We start from the raw sequence: 22,215 nt of genomic DNA, 5'->3' as shown, positions 1-22,215 counted from the left end.
TCGGACAGAACGTCCAGCGCCTCCGGGTCACCGGCCACCACAACGGACCCGGGCCCGTTGATCGCCGCGACCGACACGCCATCGCCCAGCCGAGCCTCGACCTCGGCCACCGGCAGCGCGACCGACATCATCCCGCCACGACCGGCAAGCGTGCGAGCGATGGCCTGGCTGCGCAACGCCACGACCCGCGCACCATCCTCCAGCGACAGCCCACCGGCCACGACGGCAGCGGCGATCTCACCCTGCGAGTGACCGACCACAGCATCCGGCGTGACACCGTAGGACTCCCACAACGCGGCAAGAGCCACCATCACCGCGAACGACACCGGCTGCACCACATCGACCCGATCCAGGTCCCGACCGTCCCGCAACACATCCAGCAACGACCAGTCCACATGGGACGACAGGGCATCGGCGCACTCGGCCAGCCGCTCGGCGAACACCGGCGACTCCTCCAGCAACCGGGCACCCATGCCCACCCACTGCGCACCCTGACCCGGGAACACGAACACCGTGCGACCTTCGACGTCGGCGAGCCCCTCGACCAGACCGGTCAACGGCTCCCCCGCCGCCAAGGCGTCCAACCCCGCCAAGAGCTCCGTCGACTCCCGGCTGACCACCACCGCACGATGCTCGAACACCGCCCGCGACGAGGCCAACGAGAACCCGACATCGATCGGATCCACACCGTCCACACGCGACCGAAGACGGCCTGCCTGGTCGCGCAGCGCGTCGCGGGTGCGGCCCGACACCACCCACGGCACGGCCGGCACCGCCGGAGTCTCCTCGTGGTCCGGCGCGAGCGCCTCCTCGAGGACGGCGTGCACGTTGGTCCCGCTGATGCCGAACGACGACACCGCGGCCCGCCGCGCCCGGCCGGTCGCCGGCCACGGCCGGGACTCGGTGAGCAGCTCGACCGTGCCGGACTCCCAGTCGACGTACGGCGACGGCTCGTCCACGTGCAGCGTCTTCGGGGCCGTCCCGTGGCGCATCGCCATGACCATCTTGATGACGCCCGCGACACCCGCGGCGGCCTGCGCGTGCCCGATGTTCGACTTGACCGACCCCAGCAGCAGCGGCGCCGAGCGGTCCTGCCCGTACGTCTCCAACAGGGCCTGCGCCTCGATCGGGTCGCCCAGTGTCGTGCCGGTGCCGTGCGCCTCCACCACGTCGACGTCCGATGTGGACAGTCCGGAGGCGGCCAGCGCCTGCCGGATCACCTGCTCCTGCGCGCTCCCGTTCGGGGCGGTGAACCCGTTCGACGCCCCGTCCTGGTTCGACGCGGACCCGCGGACTACCGCGAGCACGTCGTGCCCGTTGCGCCGGGCGTCGGACAGCCGCTCCAACAGCAGCAGGCCGACTCCCTCGGAGAACCCCGAGCCGTCCGTCGCGGCCGAGAACGCCTTGCACCGGCCGTCGGCGGCCAGCCCGCCCTGCCGGCTCATCTCCACGAACAGCCACGGCGTGGCCATTACCGCCACGCCACCGGCCAGCGCCATCGAGCACTCCCCCGCCCGCAATGCCTGGCTCGCCAGGTGGATCGCGACGAGCGACGACGAGCACGCCGTGTCGACGGTGACCGCGGAGCCCTGCAGCCCGAGCGAGTAGGCGATCCGCCCGGACACGACGCTGCCGACGCTGCCGTTCGTCACGTAGTGACCGGTGCCGTGCGGCACCGGGCTCAGCGCCACGCCGTAGTCGTGGTACATCGAGCCGGCGAACACCCCGGTCCGGCTGCCGCGCAGCGACGCCGGGTCGATCCCGGCGTACTCGAACGCCTCCCATGCGGACTCGAGCAGCAGCCGCTCCTGCGGGTCCATCGTCAGCGCCTCGCGCGGACTGATCCCGAAGAACTCGGGGTCGAACTCCGCGGCACCGTCGAGGAAGCCGCCCTCGCGGGAGTAGGTGGTGCCCGGGGTCGAGCGGGTCGGGTCGTAGAGCCCGTCGACGTCCCAGCCGCGGTCGTCCGGGAACGGCGTGATCGCGTCCCGGCCCTCGGCGACCAGCGTCCACAGGTCCTCGGGTGAGCGCACGCCGCCGGGCAGGCGGCAGCTCATCCCGACGATCGCGATCGACTCGGTGCGCTGGTCCTCGGAGTCCCGCAGCCGGCGTCGGGTGTCGCTCAGCTCGGCCGATACGCGCCGCAGGTAGTCCCGAAGTCGGTCCTCATTGGACATGGTGCAGTCCTTCCGCGCCGTCAGCGGCCGAGTTGGTCGTCGATGAAGGCGAACATCTCCTCGTCGGAGGTGACCGCCGCAATGCCGTTCGTGCCGCCGTTCGTCCCGCCGGTCGTCATCGCTCGGGCGACGAGCGCCCGCAGGCGGTCGGTGACCCGTGCCCGCTTGCCGTCGTCCAGTGCGAGGACGAGCGTCGCCAGCCGGTCGACCTCGGAGTCCAGCGACTCGACGGTGGCCGGCGGCGGGTCGGCCGGTCCGGCACCGAACCGGCCGGCGAGGTCCTCGGCCAGCGCGGCCGGGGTCGGGTGGTCGAACACGAGCGTCGCGCGCAGCCGCAGCCCGGTGACGGCGGCGAGCCGGTTGCGGAACTCGACCGCCACGAGGGAGTCGAACCCGAGGTCCTTGAACGCCCGGCCCGGCGGCACGTCGTCGGCCGAGCCGTAGCCGAGCACTCCGGCGGCGTGCCCGCGCACGAGCGCCAGCAGCCGCTGGGCGCGGTCGCGCGGCGGGAGTGCCGCGAGCGCGGCGGACTCGTCGGCGGTGACCGTGCGCCTGCCCGGGTTTCGGACGAGCCCGCGCATCAGCGGCGGGAGCGCCCCGGACTCGGCTTGCGCTCGGAGCACTTCGCCGTTGAGCTTGGCGGTGACCACGACGGCGCGGTCGGCGAGCAGCGCGGCGTCGAACAGCGCCAGCGCGTGCTCGGTCGGCATCGCCGCCGTGCCGCCGCGGGCCATCCGTGCGAGGTCGCCGTCGGTCAGGTCGCGGGTGAGCCCGCTGCGCTCGGCCCACAGGCCCCACGCCATGGAGACCGCGGGCAGGCCCTGCGCGCGCCGGTGCTGGGCGAGCGCGTCCAGCCAGGCGTTGGCCGCGGCGTAGTTGCCCTGCCCGGGCGCCCCGAAGGTCGTGGCGGCGGACGAGAACAGCACGAACGCGGACAGCGGTAGGTCGGCGGTGAGCTCGTGCAGGGCCCGGGCGCCGTCGACCTTGGCTCGCAGCGCACGGTCGACCTGCTCGGGCGTCATCGTCTCGATGAGACCGTCGGCGAGCTCGCCCGCGGCGTGCACGACGCCGGTGAGCGACGTCGGGAGGTCGGCCAGCAGGGCGGCCAGCGCGTCCCGGTCGGCGACGTCGCACGACACCGCCCGGACGTCCGCGGCCAGGTTCTCGGCGAACGGGCTCAGCCGTCCGCTGCGACCGGCCAGTACGACGTGCCGCACGCCGTGCGACTCCACGAGGTGGCGGGTCACCAGCCCGGCGAGGGTGCCGGAGCCGCCGGTGACCAGGACGGTGCCGTCGGGGTCGAACACGGGAGCCGGCTCGGGGACCGCCGCGCGAGCGAGCCGTGGCGCGTAGACCGTGCCGCCGCGCACCGCGTACTGCGGCTCGTCGCACCCGGGCAGCTCGGCGTCCGGGTCGTCGGTGTCTACCAGGACGAACCGGTTCGGATGCTCGGACTGGGCGCTGCGCACCAGGCCCCACACGGCGGCCTGCGTCAGGTCCCGCGGGGCTGCGTCGCCGTCGACAGCAACCGCGTCGGTGGTCACCACGGCGAGACGGGCGTCGTCGGCGCGGTCGTCGGCGAGCCAGGAGCGCAGGGTGCCCAGCACCTCGGCGACGACCTCCGCCGGCGTGCCGTCCGCCGGGCAGCGGGACACGACGAGACCGGTGGCCGGGGCTGCCCGGACAGGCGTCCAGTCCACTTGGAACAGTGAGCTGTGCAGGGCGTCGCCGATCCGCTGCGCGGCAACCGGACGCGACACGAGGGACTCGACGGACATCACGGGCGCACCGTGCTCGTCGGTCGCGGTCAGCGACACCGCGTTCGGCCCGGAGCCGCTGATGCGGACCCGCAGCACGGTCGCGCCGGCGGCGTGGAGGGTGACGCCGTTCCAGCTGAACGGGAGCACGCCGCCCTCGCTCTCGCCCTCGAACGCGGCGCCCGCAGGATGCAGGGCGGCGTCGAGCAGCGCCGGATGGATGCCGAAGCCGGTCCCGTCGCCGTGCTCGGGCAGGCGGATCTCGGCGAACACCTCCCCGTCGGCGCGCCACACGGCGGTGAGGCCGCGGAACAGGGGGCCGTAGTACAGGCCGCCCTCGTCCATCCCTGCGTAGAAGTCGTCCACGGCGAGCTCGTCCGCGCCGGCCGGGGGCCACTCCACAGTGGCCGGTTCCGGGGTCGCGTCCGGCCGCGTCCCGGTCGCGGTGAGCGTGCCGCCGGCGTGGCGGACCCACGGTTCGCCGGCGCGCTGCGAGTGGATGCTGACCGGCCGCGCGCCGTCCTCGGCGGCGGCGCCGACCAGGACCTGCAGCTGGACCGGGGCGTCGTCGAGCACGAGCGGGGTCTCCATCGTCAGCTCCTCGACCCGGTCGAGCCCGGCCTCGTCGCCGGCGCGCAGGGCGAGCTCGAGGTACGCGGTGCCCGGCAGGATCACCGTGCCGCGGACCGCGTGGTCGGCGAGCCACGGATGGCTGCGCAGCGAGACGCTCCCGGTCAGCAGGAACTCGTCCGATCCGGGCAGCGCCACCGTCGCCCCGGCGAGCGGGTGGCGGGTCGGCAGCAGCCCGGCGGAGGCGAGGTCGCCGGCGCGGGCGAGCGTGCGCTCCGGCCAGAAGCGCTCGTGCTGGAAGGCGTACGTGGGCAACGAGATCCGGCGACCGGTCAGGTTCCAGCGCACCGGTACGCCACGGACGAACAGCTCCGCCACCGAGGTGCGGAAGCGGGCGAGGTCGCCCTCGTCGCGGCGCAGCGTCCCGGTGACGACCGCGTTCGCCTCGACCTCGTCGACGATGTCCTGCACGGCGGGGACGAGCACCGGGTGCGGGCTGACCTCGACGACGACGCGGTGCTCGGCGGCCAGCAGCGTGCGGATCGCGGGCTCGAAGTCGACGCGGTGGCGCAGGTTGCGGAACCAGTAGCCGGGGTCCAGCCCGGCGCCGTCCTCCCACTTTTCGGTGGCGGTCGAGTAGAACGGCACCGCCGCCTCGCGCGGAGTGATCGGGGCGAGGGCGTCGAGCAGCTCGTCGTGGAGCAGGTCGACATGATCGGTATGCGAGGCGTAGTCCACCGGAATCCGCCGGACCCGTACGTCCTCGCCGGTCAGCTCGTCGAACAGGACGTCCAGCGCGTCCGGGTCGCCGGCCACCACGGCCGACGCCGGACCGTTCACGGCCGCGACCGACAGCCGCTCACCGAGACGAAACTCGACCTCGGCAACCGGCAGCGCGACCGACATCATCCCGCCACGACCCGCCAGAGTCCGAGCGATCGCCTGACTGCGCAACGCCACCACCCGCGCACCGTCCTTCAGGGACAGCGCACCGGCGACAACGGCGGCAGCGATCTCGCCCTGCGAATGGCCGACCACCGCATCCGGCCCCACGCCGTAGGAGTCCCACAACGCCGCCAACCCGACCATCACCGCGAACGACGCCGGCTGCACCACATCAACCCCGTCCAGGTCCCGACCATCGCGCAGGACGTCGAGCAACGACCAGTCCACGAACGGGTCGAGCGCGACGGCGCACTCGGCCAGGCGCTCGGCGAACACCGGCGACTCCTCCATGAGCCGGGCACCCATACCCACCCACTGCGCACCCTGACCCGGAAACACGAACACCACTCGACCGTCCACATCGGCCACACCCCGGACCAGGCCGGTCATCGGCGTGCCCGCGCTCAGCGCCTCGAGGCCCACCCGCAGCGAAGTGGCCTCGCGACCCACGACCACGGCCCGGTGCTCGAACACCGTCCGCGACGACGCCAGCGAGAACCCGACGTCCGCCGGCGCCAGACCGTCCACAGCGGACCGCAGCAGTTCGGCCTGCGCACGCAGTGCCGGCGCCGTGCGTCCCGACACCACCCACGGCACGGCGATGCCGGCCGGGCGCGACATCTCCTCGGCGGCCTCCAGCGGCGGCGCCTGCTCGAGGATCACGTGCGCGTTCGTCCCGCTGACGCCGAACGAGGACACCGCGGCCCGCCGGGCGCGACCGGTCTCCGGCCACGTCGTCGGCTCGGTCAGCAGCTCCACCCGGCCGTCGGTCCAGTCCACATGCGACGACGGGGCGTCGACGTGGAGCGTCTTCGGCAGCACGCCGTGTTCCAGGGACTTGACCATCTTGATCACTCCGGCGACGCCGGCCGCGGCCTGTGCGTGCCCGAGGTTGGACTTGACCGACCCCAGCAGCAGCGGCGTCGTGCGGTCCTGTCCATAGGTCGCGAGCAGCGCCTGCGCCTCGATCGGGTCGCCGAGCGCCGTGCCGGTGCCGTGCGCCTCCACCGCATCGATGTCCGATGTGGACAGTCCGGCGGTGGCGAGGGCGGCGCGGATGACCCGTTGCTGCGACGGGCCGTTCGGGGCGGTCAGGCCGTTCGACGCACCGTCCTGGTTGGTCGCCGACCCGCGCACCACGGCGAGCACCTCGTGGCCGCCCCGCCGCGCGTCGGACAGGCGCTCGACCATGACGAGGCCGACGCCCTCGGACCAGCCGGCACCCGCGGCCGAGTCGGCGAACGCGCGGCAGCGGCCGTCGGGCGACGAGCCGTCGGCCAGGCCGAGCTCACCGAACGCCACCGGCGTAGCCATCACGCAGACACCACCGGCGAGGGCGAGCGAGCACTCCCCCGACCGCACGGCCTGCGCGGCCCACTGCAGCGCGACCAGCGAGGACGAGCACGCCGTGTCGACGGTGACCGCCGGACCCTCCAGGCCCAGCACGTAGGCGACCCGGCCGGACACCACGCTCATCGACTGGCCGGTCACCAGGTGCGCACCCAGCTCCGGCGGCGCGGTGTAGCCGAACCCCGCGGCGCCGACGAACACGCCGGTCCGGGTGCCGCGCAGTGTCGTCGGGTCGATGCCGGCGTGCTCGATGGTCTCCCACGCGGTCTCCAGCAGCAGCCGCTGCTGCGGGTCCATCGCCAGCGCCTCGCGCGGCGAGATCCCGAAGAAGCCCGGGTCGAAGTCCGCCGCGCCGTCGAGGAAGCCGCCCTGTCGCAACCCGTCGGCCGGCACGTCCCAGCCGCGGTCGGTGGGCAGGTCGCCGATCGCGTCGACACCCTCGGACACGAGCCGCCACAGGTCCTCCGGCGAGCGGACTCCGCCGGGAAAGCGGCAGCCCATGCCGACGACGACGATCGGGTCGTCCGGGTCGTAGGCGGCGCCGGCCGTGGCGCCCGGCGTCGCGGCGGGCAGCTCGCCGAGACGTTCCAGCAGGTACCTGCCGAGCGCGGTCGGCGTCGGGTGGTCGAACACCATGGTCGCGGGCAGCCGCCGTCCGGTGGCGGTGCTGAGGCGGTTGCGCAGCTCGACCGCGGTCAGCGAGTCGAAGCCGATCTCCTTGAACTCCCGCCGCACGTCGACGTCGGCCGGGTCGTGGCCGAGCACCGCGCAGATCTGCGCGCGCACGGTCTCCACCACGACGCGGTCGCGCTCGGGCTCGGGCGTCTCCCGGAGGCGCCGCAGCAGCCCGCCGGACGCGGCGGCCGTGGCCCGGCGGGTGCCGGTGCGCACGAGCCCGCGCAGCACCGGCGGCAGCTCCTCCGCGGCGCGCAACACGGCGAGGTCGAGCAGCGCCGGCACGACCACGGCGTGCCCGGTACGGCAGGCCGCGTCGAACATGGCCACGCCCCGGTCGCCGGGGATCAGGCGCAGACCGGACGCCCGGGAGCGGGCGACGACCTGGTCGTTGGCGGCGGTCATCCCGCCATTGACGTCCTCCGCCTCCCACGGACCCCAGACCAGCGAGCGACCCGGCAGACCGCGCGCGGACCGGTACTGGGCGAGCGCGTCCTGGAAGGCGTTGGCGCTCGCGTAGTTGCCCAGGCCGGCGGCGCCCACGGTGCCGGACACCGACGAGTACATGACGAACGCCGCGAGGTCGAGGTCCTGAGTGAGCTCGTGGAGGTGCCAAGCGCCGTACGCCTTGGGGCCGAGCACAGTGTCCATCCGCTCCGGGGTGAGCGCCTCGACGATCCCGTCGTCCAGGGCGGCCGCGGCGTGCACGACGGCCGTGAGCGGGTGCTCGGCGGGGATCGCGCGCAGCAGCCGGGCGATGTCGTCCCGATCGGACACGTCGCAGGCCACGACGGACACGTCGGCGCCGTGCGCGAGCAGCTCGGCCTGCAGTTCGAGCGCGCCGGGCGCGTCCGGGCCGCGGCGGCCGGCGAGCACGAGGTGCCGCATGCCGCGGCCGGCCACCAGGTGGCGGGAGAGCGTGGCGGCGAGGCCGCCGGTGCCGCCCGTGATCAGCACGGTGCCGTCCGGATCCCAGTCGTCCGATATGGACTCATCGGTGGTGACCCGGGCGAGCCGGACGACACGGGTGACGCCGGCGCGGACCGCGGACTGCGGCTCGGCGAAGGACACCGCGTCGGGCAGCTCGGCCGTGTCGAGGTCCAACAGCGCGAACCGGCCCGGATGTTCGGCCTGTGCTGACCGGACGAGGCCCCACACGGCCGAGGCGGCGAGGTCGAGGACGTCGTCGCCCTCGTCGACCGCGACGGCGCCGCGGGTGACGACCAGCAGCCGCGACTCGGCGCGGCGTTCGTCGGTGATCCATGTCCGCAGCAGCGCCAGTACGCGCGAGGTCAGGTCGGCGACCGCCTCGCTCACGGCCAGGCCGTCCCGAGCGGCGACGTGCACCGCGGCGATCGAGGGCACCTCGTCGACCGCGGCGAGGTCGAGGTCCACGGCGTCGAGATCCACGATGTCCACATCGGACAACGCGATCTCGGCCGCCGGGGCGGGCACCCAGTCCAGGCGGTACAGCGGGTCCGTGGCACCGGCGCGCGGGTCGACCGCGCGGGTGGTTACCGAGCGGGCGGTGACGACCGGGGACGCGCCGGCGTCCACCGCGTCGAGCCGCACCGAGTCGGATCCGTTGCGCGCCAAGCGGACGCGCAGCTCCGTGGCACCGGCCGCGTGCACGGTGACGCCGGACAGCGAGAACAGCATCCGGCCGCCGGCCGACGGTTCCGAGCCCAGGTCGACGAACGTGAGCGCGTGCAGCGCCGCGTCGAGCAGGGCCGGGTGGATCCCGTACGCCGCCGCGTCCTCGACGGTGTCGTCCGGCAGGGCGACCTCCGCGTAGACGGCGTCGGCCGCGGTCCAGACCGCGTGCAGTCCCTGGAAGACGGGACCGTACGCGATGCCGGCCTCGGCCAGCCGGTCGTACAGCCCACTCACGTCCACGGCCCGTGCGCCGGCCGGCGGCCAGCTCTCCGGGGCGAACCCGGCGGACTCGGCGGACTCGTGGGTGTCCGTCGTGTCTCTCGTGGCCAGGACGCCGGTCGCATGCCTGGTCCACTCGTCGCCGTCGGCCGGTCGCGAGTGGACGGCCAGTTCGCGGCGGCCGGTGTCGTCGGGGGCGCCGACCGACACCTGCAGCGCGACGGCCGCGTGTTCGGGCACCACGAGCGGGACGCCCAGGGTCAGCTCGTCGACGAGGTCGCAGCCGGTCTGGTCGGCCGCACGCACCGCCAGCTCGAGGAACGCGGTGCCGGGGAAGAGCACGACGTCGCCGACGGCGTGCCCGGCCAGCCAGGGGTGGGTGGCGAGCGACAGCCGGCTGGTGAACAAAAGGCCGCCGGACTCGGCCAGGTCGGCCGCGGCACCGAGCAGCGGATGGGCCTCGGCCCGCATGCCGACGCCGGCCGGGTCGCCGCCGTTCCCCGAGCCGCCGTGCGACCAGTACCGCCGGCGCTGGAAGGCATACGTCGGCAGGTCGACCCGCGCGGCGCCGGTGCCGTCGAACAGGCGGGCCCAGTCGACCCGGCCGCCGCGAACGAACAGCTCGGCCGCGGACGTCAGGAACCGCCGCAGGCCGCCGTCGTCGCGACGCAGCGAGCCGACCGTGACCGCGGGCGTCTCGGTGTCGTCCATGATGGCCTGCACGGCCATGCCCAGCACGGCGTGTGGGCTGACCTCGACGAAGGCGCGGTGTCGCGTGTCGAGCAGTTCGCGGACGGCTGGCTCGAAGTCCACGCGGTGGCGCAGGTTGCGGTACCAGTAGCCGGCGTCGAGCTCGGTGCCGCCGACCCACTCACCGGTCACCGTGGACAGGAACGGCACCGTGGTGGCGCGCGGCGTGATCGCGCTGAGGGCGTCGAGCAGCTCGTCGTGCAGCAGGTCGACGTGGTCGGTGTGGGAGGCGTAGTCCACCGGGATCCGCCGCACGCGCACGTCTTCCGCCGTGAGCTCGGCGGTCAGCACGTCGAGCGCGCCGGGCTCGCCGGCGACCACCACCGACGCGGGTCCGTTGACCGCGGCGATCGACAGCCCTTCGCCGAGCCGGGGCTCGATGGCGGCAGCGGGCAGCGCGACCGACATCATCCCGCCACGACCGGCAAGCGTGCGAGCGATGGCCTGGCTGCGCAACGCGACGACCCGCGCACCATCGTCCAGCGACAGCGCACCCGCGACGACGGCAGCGGCGATCTCACCCTGCGAGTGACCGACCACAGCGTCCGGCGTGACACCGTAGGACTCCCACAACGCGGCAAGGGCCACCATCACCGCGAACGACACCGGCTGCACCACATCGACCCGGTCCAGGTCCTGGCCCTCGCGCAAGACATCGAGCGGCGACCAGTCCACGAACGGATCGAGTGCCGCGGCGCACTCGGCAAGCCGCTCGGCGAACACCGGCGACTCCTCCAACAGCCGGGCTCCCATGCCCACCCACTGCGCACCCTGACCCGGGAACACGAACACCGTCCGGCCCTCGACATCGGCCACACCCTCGACCAGACCGGTCAACGGCTCGCCCGCAGCCAAGGCGTCCAGCCCGGCCAGCAGGTCGGACGTCTCCTCGCCGACCACGACAGCGCGATGCTGGAACACCGCCCGCGACGAGACCAGCGAGAACCCGACATCCACCGGATCCACACCGTCCACACGCGACCGAAGACGGCCCGCCTGAGCGCGCAGCGCCGCCGGCGTCCGGGCCGACACCACCCACGGCAGTGCGGCCGGCGTGTGGCGGGGCTCGGTCTCCTCGATGTCCGGCGGAGCCTGCTCGAAGATCGCGTGCACGTTCGTCCCACTGACCCCGAACGACGACACGGCACCGCGCCGCGGCCGGCCCGTCTCCGGCCACGCCGTGCGTTCGGTCAGCAGCTCGACCGACCCGGCCGACCAGTCGACCGCGGTCGACGGGGTGTCCACGTGCAGCGTCTTCGGCAGCACGCCGTGTTCCAGGGACTTGACCATCTTGATCACACCCGCGGCGCCGGCGGCGGCCTGCGTGTGGCCGATGTTGGACTTGACCGAGCCCAGCCACAGCGGCGTGGAGCGGTCCTGGCCGTAGGTCGCCAGCAGCGCCTGCGCCTCGATCGGGTCGCCCAGGGTCGTGCCGGTGCCGTGCGCCTCCACCGCATCGACGTCCGATGTGGACAGTCCGGCGCTGGCGAGCGCGTGCCGGATGACCCGCTGCTGCGACGGCCCGTTGGGCGCGGTCAGGCCGTTGGACGCGCCGTCGGAGTTCGCGGCCGAGCCGACCAGCACCGCCAGTACCCGGTGGCCGTTGCGGCGCGCGTCGGAGAGCCGTTCGAGCATGACGAGCCCGACGCCCTCACCCGTGCCCATGCCGGACGCGGAGTCGGCGAAGGCGTGGCAGCGACCGTCGCCCGCCCAGCCGCCGACCGCGTCGAACTCCGTCAGCGACGCCGGCGTGACCATCACGGTGACGCCGCCGGCGAGCGCGAGGTCGCAGTCGCCGGTGTGCAGGGACTGCGCGGCCAGGTGGATCGCCGAGAGCGCCGACGAGCACGCCGTGTCGATGGTGACCGCCGGCCCCACCAGTCCGTAGTGGAATGCGACTCGCCCCGAGATGACGCTGGTGAGGTGGCCGGTCATGAGGTTGGTGGCCGCGTCCGCGGGCGGCGCGTACCCGCCGGCGCCCGCACCGACGAACACGCCCGTGCGCGAGCCCGCGAGATCGGCGGGGTCGATGCCGCTGTGCTCGAACGCCTCCCAGGAGGCCTCGAGCACGAGTCGCTGCTGCGGGTCCATGCCCACGGCCTCCTTGGGTGCGAGGCCGAAGAAGCCGGCGTCGAACTCGGTGGCGTCGTGGACGAAGCCGCCCTGGTATCCCTTGGCGGGGTCGATGTTCCAGTCCCGGTCGGTCGGCAGGCCGCCGATCGCGTCGACGCCGTCGGCGACCACGCGCCACAGCTCGTCCGGGGAGTTGGCGCCGCCGGGGAAGCGGCAGCTCATCCCGACGACCGCGATCGGCTCGGCCGACAGCGGGCCGCCGCCCGCGACTGCGGTCTCGGGTGCCGAGTCGGTCAGCTCGTCGAGGAGGTGGCGCGCGAGCACCACCGGAGTCGGGTGGTCGAACACCAGCGTCACCGGCAGGCGCAGCCCGGTCCGGGCGCCGAGCCGGTTGGCCAGCTCGACCGCGGTGAGCGAGTCGAACCCGAGGGCGCCGAACGCGCGGCCGGCGTCCACGTCGTCGGCCGACCGGAACCGGAGCACGGCGGCGACCTGCGAGCGCACGAGGTCCAGCACCAGGTCCAGCCGGTCGGCTTCCGACGCCGAGTGGACCCTCGCGGCGAACTCCCCCACGGGCTTCGCGTCGACGGCGGGCTTCACCTCGGGCAGCTCGCCGAGGAAGGTTCGCACGCCGTGCGTGCCGGTGTAGGCGTCCCACCGCACGTCGGCGATGACCGCCGCCGCGTCGCCGTCGCCGGCGATGCGGGGCAGCACCGCGAGCGCGCGGTCGGGGTCCATCGCGACGAGTCCCGCCCGCGCGGTCAGCTCGGGCAGCACCGTGCCGGCGGAGGTCTCGTCGTCGGCGAACAGGCCCCACGACATCGCGACACCGGGCAGACCCGCCGCGCGCCGGCCCGCGGCGATGGCCTCGAGCACGGCGTTGCCGGAGGCGCGGTTCTCCTGCCCGCGGTTGCCCAGCGCCGCCTCGGCCGAGCCGAACAGCACGAACATCGACAGCTCCCGCTCGCGGGTCAGCTCGTCCAAGTACAGTGCGGGCAGCACGGTGGCACGGAAGGAGGCCGCGAACCGTTGTGCCGACAGGGCTTCCTCGTCGGCCGGATCGCCGGCACCGAGGCAGACGACCCCGTCCGGCTCGACATCGGCCAGCACCCGCTCGACGTCGGCCCGGTCGGTGAGGTCGCACGAGACGGCCAGATCTCGCCCGGCCAGCACCACGTGCTCGGTGCCCGCGTCGGCGAGCACCCGCGCCACGCGGCCGCCCAGCTCGGCGTCGTCGCCGGCCACGAGGACCGTGGCGGGCACGGCAGCATCGCCGCGTCCGCCCGCGGCGCGGACGAGCCGCCGCGCGAACACACCCGAGGCACGCAGCGCCACCTCGTTCTCGGTACCGGACAGCACGCCGCTCAGCCGCGCGACGACCTGCTCGTCGAGGTCCGCCGGGAGGTCCACGACCCCACCCCAGCGATCACCCAGCTCCAGGCCGGCGACGCGGCCCAGACCCCAGACTCCGCTCTGCAGCGGGCTTCCGAGCGGGTCACGGGCGCCGGTCGACACCGCCTGGCGGGTCAGCAGCCACACGGGCGCCGCGATCCCCGCGTCGCCGAGGGCGTACAGCAGGGCGTTGGTGGCGGCGAGCCCGGCCGGCACGTCGAGGCCGGGGACCGCGGACTCGTCGAACGCAAGCAGCGACACCACGCCTGCGTAGTCCGTGCCGACTCCGTTCAGCCGTTCGGCGACGGCTGCGCGGTCGAGATCGTCCAGCTCGACGGAGACGGTCGGCACGCCGAGCTTGGCGCTGATGACGTCCGTCGAGTGGGTCGGCCGTATGACGAGCCAGGTGCCGGACAGCGTGCCGGTGTGCTTGGTGGACAACGGTTTCCACGAGGTTCGGTACCGCCAGCCGTCGGTCAGCGACCGGTCCTGCCGACGCCTGTGCCAGGTCGCGAGTGCGGGCAGCACCGCGCGCAGCGACTCGCCGTCGACGTCCAACGCGGACGCGAGCGACGCGGGGTCCGCGTCGTCGACCAACGTCCAGAACTCGTCATCGACGCTCGTGGCCGCCGACGGCGCCGCGGTATCGGGCCAGTAGCGGTCGTGCTGGAAGGCGTAGGTGGGCAGTGGAACACGGCGGCCGGACAGGTTCCACCGCACCGGGACGCCACGCACGTACAGCTCGGCGGCGGAGGTCAGGAACCGGGCGAGGGTGCCCTCCTCGCGGCGCAGCGTGCCGGTGACGGTCGCGTCGCGAGCCGTCTCCTGGATGCTCATGGTCAGCACCGGGTGCGGGCTGACCTCGACGAAGACGCCGTGCGTGTCGTCGGCCAGCGCGCGGATCGCCTGCTCGAAGCCGACCTGTTCGCGCAGGTTGCGGTACCAGTAGCCGGCGTCGAGGCCGGTGCCGTCCGCCCACTGTCCGGTGACCGTGGAGAAGAACGGCACGGTCGCCGCGCGCGGCTCGACGGACGCGAGCGCGGTGAGCAACTCGTCGTAGAGCAAGTCCACGTGGTCGGTATGGGAGGCGTAGTCCACCGGGATCCGTCGAACCCGCACCTCCTCGGCGGTCAGCTCGTCGAACAACGCATCGAGCGCGTCCGGCTCCCCCGCCACCACCACGGAACGCGGCCCGTTCACCGCCGCTACCGACAGACCCTCGCCGAGTCGAGGCTCGACCTCGGCCAGCGACAACGCGACCGACATCATCCCGCCACGGCCGGCCAGGGTGCGGGCGATGGCCTTGCTGCGCAAGGCAACGACCCGCGCACCGTCATCCAACGACAGCGCACCCGCCACCACCGCGGCCGCGATCTCACCCTGCGAATGACCCACGACCGCGTCCGGTGTGATCCCGTGCGACTCCCACAACGCGGCGAGAGCGACCATCACCGCGAATGACGCCGGCTGCACCACATCCACCCGGTTCAGGTCCCGCCCCTCCCGGAGGATGTCGAGCAACGACCAGTCCACATGTGGCTCGAGCGCCGCGGCACACTCGCCCAGGCGCGCGGCGAACACCGGCGACTCGTCCAGCAGCCGGGCGCCCATGCCCACCCACTGCGCACCCTGGCCCGGGAACACGAACACGGTCCGGCCCTCGGCGTCCGCGACGCCTTCGACTACCGCGGACGCCGCCTCGTCGCGGGCGAGCGCGGTCAACCCGGCGAGCAGCTCCGCCCGGTCCGCACCAACCACCACCGCACGGTGCTCGAACGCCGCTCGCGTGGCGACCAACGAGTATCCGATGTCCGCGGCAGTCAAGTCGTCCACATCGGACAGCAGGCGCGCGGCCTGCGCACGCAGCGCGGCCGGGCTCCGGGCCGACAGCACCCACGGCACCGCCGGCGGGGCGGCCACGGCGGACTCGGTGACCGGTTCGGGAGCGGGTGCCTCCTCGAGGATCAGGTGCACGTTGGTGCCGCTGACGCCGAACGACGACACGCCACCACGCCGCGGTCTTCCGTCCGAGGACCACTCGGTGCGCTCGGTCAACAGCCGGACCGCGCCGGCGTCCCAGTCCACATGCGACGTCGGCGCGTCCACGTGCAGCGTCTCCGGCAGCACGCCGTGCCGCATCGCCTGCACGGTCTTGATCACGCCCGCGACGCCCGCCGCGGACTGGGTGTGGCCGATGTTCGACTTGACCGACCCCAACCACAACGGCGTGGACCGGTCCTTGCCGTAGGTCGCCAGCAGCGCCTGCGCCTCGATCGGGTCGCCCAGTGTCGTGCCGGTGCCGTGCGCCTCCACCACGTCGACGTCCGATGTGGACAGACCGGCGGTCGCCAGCGCCTGACGGATCACCCGCTGCTGCGAGGGGCCGTTCGGCGCGGTCAGCCCGTTGGACGCGCCGTCGGAGTTGACCGCCGAACCGCGCACCACCGCGAGCACCTCGTGCCCGTTGCGCACGGCGTCCGACATCCGCTCGACCAGGACCAGGCCGACGCCCTCGGACCAGCCCGTGCCGGCCGCCGAGTCGGCGAACGCGCGGCACCGGCCGTCGGGCGCGAGCCCGCGCTGCTGGGTGAACTCCGCGAAGATCCCCGGCGTCGCCATCACGCACACGCCGCCGGCGACCGCGAGCGAGCACTCGCCCGACCGCAGCGCCTGGGTCGCCCAGTGCAACGCGACCAGGGACGAGGAGCACGCGGTGTCCACGGTGACCGCCGGCCCCTCCAGGCCGTAGGTGTACGCGAGCCGGCCGGACATCACGCTCGTGGCCACCCCCGTGATGCCGTGCCCCAGCACCTCCATCGGCGGCGTGTAGCCGAGTCCGGTGGCGCCGACGAACACACCGGTGTCGGTGCCGCGCAGGCTGCCCGGGTCGATGCCGGCCCGCTCGAACAGCTCCCACGACGTCTCCAGCAGCAGCCGCTGCTGCGGGTCCATCGCCAGCGCCTCGCGCGGCGAGATTCCGAAGAAGCCCGGGTCGAACTCGGCCGCGTCGTAGAGGAAGCCGCCCTCGCGCGCGGAGGACGAACCGGCGCGGCCCTCGGGGTCGTAGCCGCCCTCGAGGTCCCAGCCGCGGTCGGCCGGGAAGTCGCCGATGACGTCCACGCCCTCGCTGACCACTCGCCACAGGTCCTCGGGCGAGGCGATGCCGCCGGGGTAGCGGCAGCTCATGCCGACGATGACGATCGGGTCGTTCGCGTCGAACGCCGCTCCCCCGGCCCGCGCGGCGGGTGCCTGCTCGCCGCCGAGGAGCTCGGTCAGCAGGTGGTGCACCAGCACGGCGGGAGTCGGGTAGTCGAACACCAGGGTCGCGGGCAGCCGCAGGCCGGTCGCGTCGGCCAGCTGGTTGCGCAGCTCCACCGCGGTCAGCGAGTCGAAGCCCAGCGCCCGGAACTCCCGCCCACTGTCCACGTTGGACGCGGAGGCGTGGCCGAGCACGGCGGCCGCCCGCGCGCGCACCAGGTCCTCGACGGCCTGGACGCGATCACCTGAGCCGAGCCTCGTCAGCTTGTCGATGAGGGTCGACGCGGTGATCGCGTCGCCGCCGGCGGCCTTGCGGCGGCCGCCGCCCGCGATGCCGCGCAGCAGCGGCGGCACGTGGTGCTGGGCCCGCAGGGCCGGCACGTTCAGCACCACCGGTACGACGACCGGCTCGTCGCGATGCAGCGCGGCGTCGAACAACGCCAGCCCCCGCCGGGTGTCCATCGGCGGCAGGCCGGCGGCGGTCATCCGCTGGATGTCGATGTCGGTGAGGTGGCCGGAAATCCCGGTGCGCGCCGCCCACGGACCCCACACGAGCGAGGTCGCGGGCAGCCCGTCCGTCGCGCGTCGCGTGGCGAGCGCGTCGAGGAAGGCGTTCGCGGCGGCGTAGTTGCCCTGCCCGGGACTGCCCACCGCCCCCGACACCGACGAGAACAGCAGGAACGCGGCCAGGTCGAGGTCGCGGGTCAGCTCGTGCAGGTACCACGCGCCGGCCGCCTTCGGCCCCAGCACGGCGGCCATCCGGTCGGGGGTGAGCTGCGGGACGACGCCGTCGTCCACCACCGCGGCGGCGTGCACGACGGCGGTCAGCGGGTGCTCGGCGGGCACGCCGGTGAGCAGGTCGGCGACCGCGTCCCGGTCGGCGACGTCGCACGCCGCGAGCGTCACCTCGGCGCCGCCGGCCACCAGCTCCGCCCGCAGGTCCGCGGCGCCGGGCGCCTGTGCACCGCGGCGGCTCGTGAGGACGAGGTGGCGCACGCCGTGTTCGGCGACCAGGTGGCGGGCCAGCTCGGCGCCCAGTCCACCGGTGCCGCCGGTGACCAGGACCGTGCCCTCGGCGTCCCATGTGGACGGTTCGGACCGGCTGGGGGCCAACGGGACGAGCCGTCCGGCCCGCAGCATCCCGCGGCGCGCGTGCACCTGCGGCTCGCCCGTCGCCACCGGCGCGTCGACGCAGCCGGGCAGGTCGGTGTCCACGAGCACGAAGCGGTCCGGGTTCTCCAGCTGCGCACAGCGCACCAGTCCCCACACGGCCGCGGCGACGGGGTCCGGCGACTCGGTCCGCACCGCGTCCCGCGTGACGAACACCAGGCGGGAGGCGGCGAACCGGTCGTCGGCGAGCCAGCCCTGGACGAGCGCCAATGCCCGGCAGGTCGCCTCGTGCACCGCGTCCGGCACGGACAGGGCGGCGTCGACGTCGAACCGGTGGGCGACGACGTCCGGAACCTCGGTGAGGGCGAGCGGGTCGGCGACGAGTGGGACGGCCGGCGGCGCGTCCGGCCGCGGCAGGCTGACCCAGTCGAGGCCGTACAGCGGGTCCCGCGCCGTGTCGCGCTCGCCGGCGACGACCGGGGCGTAGGTGAGGGAGTCGATAGTCGCGACCGGGGCGCCGAGGCTGTCGGCCAGGTCGAGCGACACCGCGGCTCCGTGCTCGGACGTCACCCGGACCCGCAGGACCGTGGCGCCCTCGGCGGACAGCGAGACGCCGCGCCACGTGCTCGGCAGCACGCCGCCGACGGGCGCGCCCGCCGCGACGGTCGCCTGCTGCGCGGCTTCCAGCAGGGCCGGATGGATCCCGTACGTGCCGGGCTCGCCCGCCGAGTCGGGCAGCACGACCTCGGCGAAGACGACGGACCCGCGCCGCCACACGGCACGCAGCCCGCGCAACGCGGGCCCGCAGGCGACGCCGTCCGCCGCCAGCTCCTCGTGGAAGCCGTCGAGGTCGCACACCACGGCACCGGCCGGCGGCCACTCGACCGCGTCGAACGACGACGTGCGCGACCCGGACGCCAGCACACCCGAGGCGTGCCGGACCCACGGCCGGTCCGCCCCGTCGGCGCGGCGCGCGTACACGTCCAGCGTCCGCGCCCCGTCCTCGTCCGGCGGGCCGACCCGCACCTGCAGCGCGACGGCGTCCCGTTCGGACAGCACGAGCGGCGAAGCCACGGCCAGCTCCCGCACCAGCTCACAGCCGACGTGGTCGCCGGCCCGCAGCGCCAGCTCGACGAACCCGGCGGACGGGAAGGTGACCTCGCCGGCGACGACGTGCTCGGCCAGCCACGGGTGCGTCGCCACCGACAGCCGGCCGGTGAACAGCATGCCGTCGGAGTCCGCCGGCTCGACCGCCGCGCCGAGCAGCGGATGCCCGGCGGGGACCAGCCCCAGGGCGCTCGCGTCCCCGGTCCGGGCCCGCTTCGGCCAGTACCACTCGTGCTGGAACGCGTACGTCGGCAGGTCGGTCCGGCGCGCACCGGTGCCGGCGAAGAAGCCCGCCCAGTCGACCGGCACGCCGGACACGTGCAGCCGGCCAAGGGCGGTGACGGCCGCGGTCTCCTCGTCCCGGTCCTCGCGTGCCAGCGGCACGAACGCCTGGTCCCCGGAGACACATTCCTGCCCCATCGCCGCGAGCACGCCGTCCGGGCCGAGCTCCGCGAAGATCGTGACGCCGTCGGCTTCGAGCGTGGCGACCGCGTCGGCGAACCGCACGGGCTCCCGGACGCCGCGCACCCAGTACTCCGGGGACGTCACGTCCGTGTCCATGTCGCCGGTCGCGTCACCGGTCAGGGTCGAGACGAACGCGAGCCGCGGCGGCTCGAACGACAGGCCGTCGAGCGCGCGGCGGAAGTCGTCGAGCACCGGGTCCATGAGCGGCGAGTGGAACGCGTGCGAGACCCGCAGCCGCTTCGTCTTCTCGAACCGCCCGGCGATCGCGAGCACGGCGTCCTCGTCGCCCGAGACGACGACCGACCGGGGGCCGTTGACCGCGGCGAGCGCCACGCGGTCGCCCAGCAGCGGGCGCACCTCGTCCTCGGTCGCCCGCAGCGACACCATCGCGCCGACCGCGGGCAGCCGCGCCATCAGCCCGGCGCGGGCCGACACGAGCGCGCAGGCGTCCGCGAGCGACAGCACGCCGGCGGCGTGGGCGGCGGCGATCTCGCCGACCGAGTGGCCGGCGACCGCGTCCGGCCGCACGCCCCACGACTCGACGAGCCGGTACAACGCCACCTCGAAGGCGAGCACGGCGGGCTGGGCGAAGCCGGTCCCGTTCAGCGTGTCCTCGTCGTCGCCCCACACCACGCCGCGCAGCGCGGGGTCCAGGTGGGCGAGCACCGCGTCGAACGCCTCGGCGAACACGGGGAAGCGGTCGTACAGCTCGCGACCCATGCCGGGTCGCTGGGAACCCTGGCCGGAGAACAGGAACGCCGTACGCCCGACCGTGCCGACCACACCACGCACGCCGCCCGGGGAGCCGTCGGCCAGCGCGGCCAGGCCGGCGAGGGCGTCGTCGCGGCCCGTGGCGAGCACCGCTGCCCGGTGCTCGAACGACGAACGGCCGGTCGCCAGCGAGTAGGCCACGTCGAGGACGTCCGCACTGTCCACCATGGACCCGACGCGGGCGGCCTGCGCCCGCAGCGCCTCGGGAGTTCGGCCGGACAGCACCAGCGGCACGACCCCGGGCGGCACCGCCGGGCCGGCTGGCTCGGCGGGCTCGGGACCCTGTTCCAGGATGGTGTGCGCGTTGGTGCCGCTGATGCCGAACGAGGACACGCCCGCGCGGCGCGGACGCCCGGTGTCGGGCCACTCGGTGTGCTCGGTGAGCAGTTCGACGGCGCCGGCCGCCCAGTCCACCTGTGCGGACGGGGCGTCCACGTGCAGGGTTCGCGGCAGGCTGCCGTGTTCCAGGGACTTGACCATCTTGATCACACCGCCCACGCCCGCGGCGGCCTGCGCGTGCCCGATGTTCGACTTGATCGACCCGAGCAGCAGCGGCGTCTCGCGGTCCTGGCCGTAGGTCGCCAGCAGCGCGTGCGCCTCGATCGGGTCGCCCAGCTTCGTACCCGTCCCGTGCGCCTCGATCGCGTCGACGTCCGATGTGGACAGACCGGCACTGGCCAGCGCCGAGCGGATCACCCGGCGTTGCGACGGACCGTTCGGGGCGGTGATCCCGTTGGACGCACCGTCGGAGTTGACGGCGGAACCTCGCACCACGGCCAGGATCCGGCGCCCGTTGCGCACCGCGTCGGACTGGCGCTCCAGCACGACCATGCCGACGCCCTCGGACCATGTCGTGCCGTCGGCCGCGTCGGCGAACGCCTTGCACCGCCCGTCGGGGGCGAGGCCCGCCTGCGCGTCCCAGGACGCGAACGCGCCCGGCGTGGCCATCACGGTGACGCCGCCGGCCAGGGCGAGCGAGCACTCCCCCGAACGCAGCGCCTGCCACGCCCAGTGCATGGCGACCAGGGACGACGAGCACGCCGTGTCCACGGTGACCGCCGGGCCTTCCAGGCCCATCGTGTAGGCGACCCGGCCGGAGACGACCGACGCCGAGGTGCCGGTGCCGATGAAGCCGAGCGACTCGGGCGGGAAGTCCACCCCGGCCGCGTAGTCGTGGTAGCCGACGCCGGCGAACACTCCGGTCGCGCTGCCGCGCAGGGTCGCCGGGTCTATCCCGGCTTGCTCCAGCGCCTCCCACGACGTCTCCAGCAGGATCCGCTGCTGGGCGTCCATCGCGAGCGCCTCACGCGGCGAGATGCCGAAGAACCCGGCGTCGAACTCGCCGGCGTCGTGCAGGAAGCCGCTTTCCCGCGGCGGCAGTGAGTCGAGGTCCCAACCGCGGTTCGTCGGGAACGCGGACAGGCCCTCGCGCCCCTCGGCGACCATGGTCCACAGGTCGACCGGAGACCGCACGCCGCCGGGGAACCGGCAGCCCATCCCGACGATGACGATCGGGTCCGCGGCCGCGTCGGGGTGCGCGGACCCGGCGTACGTCGTGGGAGCGGGGACGGTCTCGGTCGCCAGCAGCTCGGCGAGCAGGTGCCCGGCGAGGCCGACCGGTGTGGGGTAGTCGAAGGCGAGAGTGGACGTCAGGCGCAACCCGGTGGCGGCGGACAGCCGCCGGCCCAGGTCGACGGACGTGAGCGAGTCGAAGCCGAGCGCGCGGAACTCGCGGGCCGGGTCCGGCACGGTGCCGGGCGCGTGGCCGAGCACGGTGGCGACGTGCTCGCAGATCAGGTCGACGAGGATCCGGATGCGGTCGCCCTCGTGCGCGCGGGCGAGTCGCTGGACGAGGGACGCGGTAGCGAGGGCCGGGGCGCCGGCCGCGGACCGTCGCCGGCCGCGGACGAAGCCGCGCAGCTGGGCGGGCACGTCCCGCC

General features: G+C 74.4%; 2 protein-coding genes (1 of these 2 only partly in view). Both read right to left on the bottom strand.

Annotation, left to right across the window (positions count from 1 at the left end; all coding sequences use genetic code 11):
• Positions 1 to 2,201 carry part of the coding region annotated (locus ACRDSK_RS14645) for an SDR family NAD(P)-dependent oxidoreductase (protein WP_431441298.1) on the bottom strand (this coding region is incomplete at its 3' end). The annotated region extends 7,294 nt beyond the left edge of the window, so 2,201 of the 9,495 annotated nt are shown.
• Positions 2,198 to 22,215: type I polyketide synthase (locus tag ACRDSK_RS14640; RefSeq protein WP_431441296.1), on the bottom strand; the 20,018-nt coding region annotated here is incomplete at its 5' end. The genes ACRDSK_RS14645 and ACRDSK_RS14640, both read right to left, overlap by 4 nt.

Origin of the sequence: Actinophytocola sp., assembly GCF_050699915.1 — a bacterium.
GTDB lineage: Bacteria > Actinomycetota > Actinomycetes > Mycobacteriales > Pseudonocardiaceae > Actinophytocola.
This window is presented reverse-complemented; position numbering and strand designations above follow the sequence as displayed.